Origin of the sequence: Micromonospora sp. NPDC000442 (assembly GCF_042898635.1) — a bacterium.
Lineage (GTDB): Bacteria > Actinomycetota > Actinomycetes > Mycobacteriales > Micromonosporaceae > Micromonospora.
The window spans coordinates 1-5024 of sequence record NZ_JBIAYZ010000048.1 but is presented as its reverse complement, the minus strand read 5'-3'; the positions used below and the strand labels follow the sequence as shown (position 1 = coordinate 5024).

2 protein-coding genes are annotated in these 5024 nt (G+C 71.6%); both read left to right on the top strand.

Annotation, left to right across the window (positions count from 1 at the left end; genetic code table 11):
• The coding region (locus ACFY2A_RS30460) for an amino acid adenylation domain-containing protein (RefSeq protein ID WP_387176779.1) at positions 1-3582 on the top strand (3582 nt) is incomplete at its 5' end.
• A partial coding sequence (locus tag ACFY2A_RS30455) for a condensation domain-containing protein (protein ID WP_387176777.1) occupies positions 3579-5024 on the top strand: 1446 nt, incomplete at its 3' end. The genes ACFY2A_RS30460 and ACFY2A_RS30455, both read left to right, overlap by 4 nt.

Genomic DNA, 5024 nt, shown 5'->3' with positions numbered 1-5024 from the left:
TTGCCGGAGTACATGGTGCCGTCGGTGGTGGTGGTGTTGGACCGGTTGCCGTTGACGGTGAATGGGAAGTTGGATCGGCGGGCGTTGCCGGCGCCTGACTATGCGGCGGGTTCGGGTCGGGAGCCGGCGACGGCGCAGGAGGAGATCCTGTGCGAGGTGTTCGCCTCGGTTCTCGGGCTGGAGCGGGTTGGTGTCGAGGACGACTTCTTCCGCCTCGGTGGGCATTCCCTGCTGGCCGTGCGGTTGGTGGAGGAACTCCGCGGCCGAGGCGTTGCCGTGTCGGTGCGGGCGTTGTTCGAGACTCCCACGCCGGCCGGGCTGGCCGCGGCCGTGCCGGCCGCCGACACGGTCGTGGTCCCGGAGAATCTGATCCCCGTCGACGCTGAGCGGATCACGGCGGACATGCTGCCGCTGGTCGATTTCACCGACGCCGACGTCGAGCGGGTGGTGGCCACCGTCGAGGGCGGCGCGGCGAACGTGGCCGACGTCTACCCGCTCGCGCCCCTGCAGGAGGGGCTGCTGTTCCACCACCTGATGGCCGAGGGGAGCGGGGACCCGTACGTCTCGCTCTGGGGCTTTGCCTTTGATTCCCGGGACCGACTGGACGGGTTCGTCGGCGCATTGCAGCAGGTCGTTGATCGGCATGACATCTACCGCACGGCAGTGATCTGGGAGGGGCTGCCGGAACCGGTGCAGGTCGTGCTGCGCAACGCCGCGCTGCCGGTGACGACCCACGTGGTCGACGACGGGATCGCCGGCCTGGTCGCCCGGGTCGGATCGGGCATGGACCTGAGCCGGCCGCCGCTGATGGACGTGCATGTGGCGCGTGACGGTGACGGCTGGCTGGGTCTGCTGCGGATGCACCACATGCTTCAGGACCACCAGGGCATGGACGTGCTGATGGCCGAGCTGCGCGCGATCCTGACCGGATCGGCCGCGGACCTGGCGCCCGCGTTGCCGTTCCGCAACTTCGTCGCCCAGGCCCGCAGCGTTCCGGCGCAGGAGCACGAGCGGTACTTCGCCGAGCTACTCGGCGACGTGACCGAGCCGACCGCGCCGTACGGCCTGATGGACGTCCACGGCGACGGCACCGATTCGTCCACTGCCGAAATGCCGGTGCCACAGGATGTCGCCGACCGGTTGCGTGAGGTGTCGCGGCAACTGGGCGTGAGTGCGGCGACGGTGCTGCACGTGGCGTGGGCGCGGGTGCTGTCGACGCTGTCGGGCCGTGACGACGTGGTGTTCGGCACGGTGCTGTTCGGCCGGATGAACGCGGGTGCGGGCGCCGACCGGGTGGTCGGTCCGTTCATCAACACGCTGCCGGTGCGCGTACGGACCGGCAGGCTGAGCGTGCCGGATGCGGTACAGGAGATGCGCGTCCAGCTCGCCGCGCTGCTGGAACACGAGCACGCGCCGCTCGCGCTCGCACAGCAGGCCAGCGGGGTGGCGGAGAATGCGCCGCTGTTCACATCACTGTTCAACTACCGGCACATCGCGCAGGGCCCGGACGGGCCGGACGCCGAGGCCACCCGGGCTCCGGACGGTATCCGCAGCGTCTACTTCAAGGAGCGGACGAACTACCCGCTGACCGTGTCGGTCAACGATCAGGCCGGCGGTGGCCTCACGCTCAGCGTCGAGGCGACCGAGGCCGACCCGTACGCGGTGGGCCGGTTGCTGTGCACGACCGTCGGCAACCTGGTGGCCGCGCTGGCCGGCGGCGCCGACGTGCCGGTCGGCGCGGTGCGGGTGCTCGACGCCGCCGAGCAGCAGCAGATGCTGGCCGCCTGGAACGATCCGGGCGCCGAGATCGCCGACACCACGCTTGTCGAATTGGTCGAGCAGCGGGTGGCGGCGGACCCGGACGCGGTCGCGGTGGTGGCCGACGGCATGTCGATGACCTACGGCGAGCTCGACGTGCGGGCGAACCGGCTGGCCCGGCACCTGGCCGGGCTCGGCGTGGGCGCCGGTTCCTTCGTCGGGGTGGTGCTGGAACGCGGAGCCGACGTGGTGGTGTCACTGCTGGCGGTGTTCAAGGCCGGTGCGGCGTACGTGCCGGTGGATCCGCGGTCGCCGGCACAGCGGGTCGGCCTGGTGCTGGGCGATGCGGCGGTGGTGGCGGTGGTGACGTCGGAGGCCTGCGCGCCGCTGGTCCCCGGGACGGCGCCGTCGGTGGTGCTGGACGACCCGGAGACGGCCGAACTCATCGCCGAGCTGCCGGACACCTCGCTCGGCCGGGTGGTGCCACCGGACGCAACCGCGTACGTGATCTACACGTCCGGATCGACCGGCACGCCGAAGGGCGTGGTGGTGACCCACCGCAACGTGCTCGCACTGCTGGGCGCGGCGCAGGGTGTGTTCGAGCTGACCGGGTCCGACGTCTGGAGTTGCTTCCACTCCTTCGCGTTCGACGTGTCGGTGTGGGAGTTGTGGGGCGCGCTCGTGCACGGCGCTCGCGTGGTCGTGGTGCCGTTCCCGGTGTCCCGCAGCCCGCAGGACTTCGCCCGGCTGATCGAGCACGAGGGCGTGACGGTGCTGAGCCAGACCCCGTCGGCGTTCTACCAACTGCTGACCGTCGCGGCCGAGCCGCTGCCGTCGGTGCGGATGGTGGTGTTCGCCGGCGAGGCCCTGGAACCGCCGCGGGTCTACGGATGGCTTGACGGACCGCGCCTGATCAACATGTACGGCATCACCGAGACCACCGTGCACTCGACCGTGTACGAGCTGACCGGCGCGGAAGCCGGCAGCGTGGTGGGTCGCGGGCTACCGGGCGCCACGATGTACGTGCTCGACGACCGGCTCCAGCCGGTTCCGCCTGGCGTGGTCGGCGAGCTGTACGTGGCCGGCGCGCAGGTGTCGCAGGGCTACGTGGGCCGGCCGGGCCTGACGAGCCAGCGATTCGTCGCGTCGCCGTACGCCCCCGGCGAACGGATGTACCGCTCGGGCGACCTCGCGAAGTGGTCGGCCGATGGGCAGCTGGTCTACGAGGGCCGAGCCGACCAGCAGGTGAAGATCCGCGGGTTCCGGATCGAGCCGGGCGAGATCCAAGCCGTGCTGGACGACCATCCGGACGTGATCCAGACCGCGGTCATCGTGCGCGAGGACACGCCCGGCGACAAGCGGCTCGTCGCCTACGTGGTGGCGGACGACGACGTCGCCGATGTGCGGCAGTTCGCCGCGCAGCGGCTGCCGGACTACATGGTGCCGTCCGCGGTGGTGCGGCTCGACCGGCTGCCGCTGACCGTCAACGGCAAACTGGACCGCCGGGCGCTGCCCGCGCCCGACTACGCGCCGCAGGCCGGCACCGGCCGAGCCCCGGCGAACGCGAACGAGACGGCCCTCTGCGAGGTGTTCGCCGAGGTCCTCGGGCTGGACCGGGTGAGCGCCGACGACGACTTCTTCGCGTCGGGCGGCCATTCACTGCTGGCCATCCGTGTGGTGTCCCGGGTTCGTGCCGTCCTGGGCGCCGAACTGTCCCTGCGCGAGCTGTTCGACACGCCGACCCCGGCGGCGCTCGCGACGAAGCTCGGACGGCCTACATCAAACCGACCGGCGTTGCGGCCGATGCGTAAGGAGCAGTCGTGATCCCCTTGTCATTCGCGCAGCGGCGGTTGTGGTTCCTGGGTCAGCTCGAAGGGCCCAGCCCGGTCTACAACATCCCGGTGCTGCTCCGGCTGGGCGCCGACCTCGACGTGGCGGCGCTGGGCGCCGCCCTGCGGGACGTGCTCGGCCGGCACGAGTCGCTGCGGACGCTGATCGCGGTGGCTGACGGCGAGCCCTACCAGCAGATCCTGGACCCGGACCAGCTCGACTGGGAGCTCGACGTTCGGGAGGTCGCGCCGGACGGTCTCGAGGAGGCCGTGGCGGCGGCGTCGCTGCATGCTTTCGACCTCGCGGCGGAAGTGCCGATCCGGGCGTGGCTGTTCCGGACCGACGCGGGCGAGTCCGTGCTCGTGCTCGTGGTGCATCACATCGCCAGCGACGGCTGGTCGATGGCGCCGCTGGGCCGGGACCTGTCCACCGCGTACGAGGCCCGGCTGCGCGGCGCGGCGCCCGGCTGGGAGCCGCTGCCGGTGCAGTACGCCGACTACGCGCTGTGGCAGCGGGAACTGCTCGGCTCGGAGACCGACCCGGAGAGCGTGCTGTCCGCCCAGGTCGGCTACTGGCGTGAGCAGTTGGCCGGGCTCCCCGAGGAGCTGACCCTGCCGGTCGACCGGCCGCGTCCGCTGGTGGCCTCGCACCGTGGGCACATGGCGCCGCTGAAGGTGCCGCCTGCGGTGCACCGGCGGCTGGCCAAGCTGGCCCGGGCCCAGGGCGTCACGCCGTTCATGGTGCTCCAGTCGGCGCTCGCGGTACTGCTGTCCCGGCTGGGCGCCGGCACCGACATCCCGATCGGCTTCCCGGTCGCGGGCCGCAACGAGGAGGCGCTCAACGACCTGATCGGCTTCTTCGTCAACAACCTGGTCGTCCGCACCGACCTGTCCGGCGACCCGACCTTCACCGAGGTGCTGGCCCGCTCCCGGCAGGCCTGCCTGGGTGCCCTGGAACACCAGGACGTGCCGTTCGAGCGGCTGGTCGAGGAGCTGGCACCGAGCCGGTCCATGGCCCGCCACCCGCTGTTCCAGGTGATGCTGACCGTCCAGAACCTCGAGCGCGGCACGGTGGGCCTGCCTCAGGCCACGTCGACGGCGGCCGGGCCGAAGCTCGGGAACTCGGCCACCACGTCGCGATTCGACCTGGAAGTCGTCGTGGTCGAGTCGTTCGACGCGCAGGGCCGGCCGGCGGGCCTGCACGGCTCGGTGACGGTCGCGGCGGACATGTTCGACGCGTCGACCGCCGAGCGGCTGGCCGAGTGGTACGGGCGGGTGCTGGCCACTGTGACCAGCACGGCGGACGTGCGGCTGCACGCCGTCGAGGTGCTGGCCGCCGAGGAGCGCGAGCAGCTGCTGTCTGGCTGGAATACCGCAGCGGCCAATCTGCCCGACGTGACGCTGGCTGGTCTTGTTGAGCGGCGTGTTGCGGTGGCG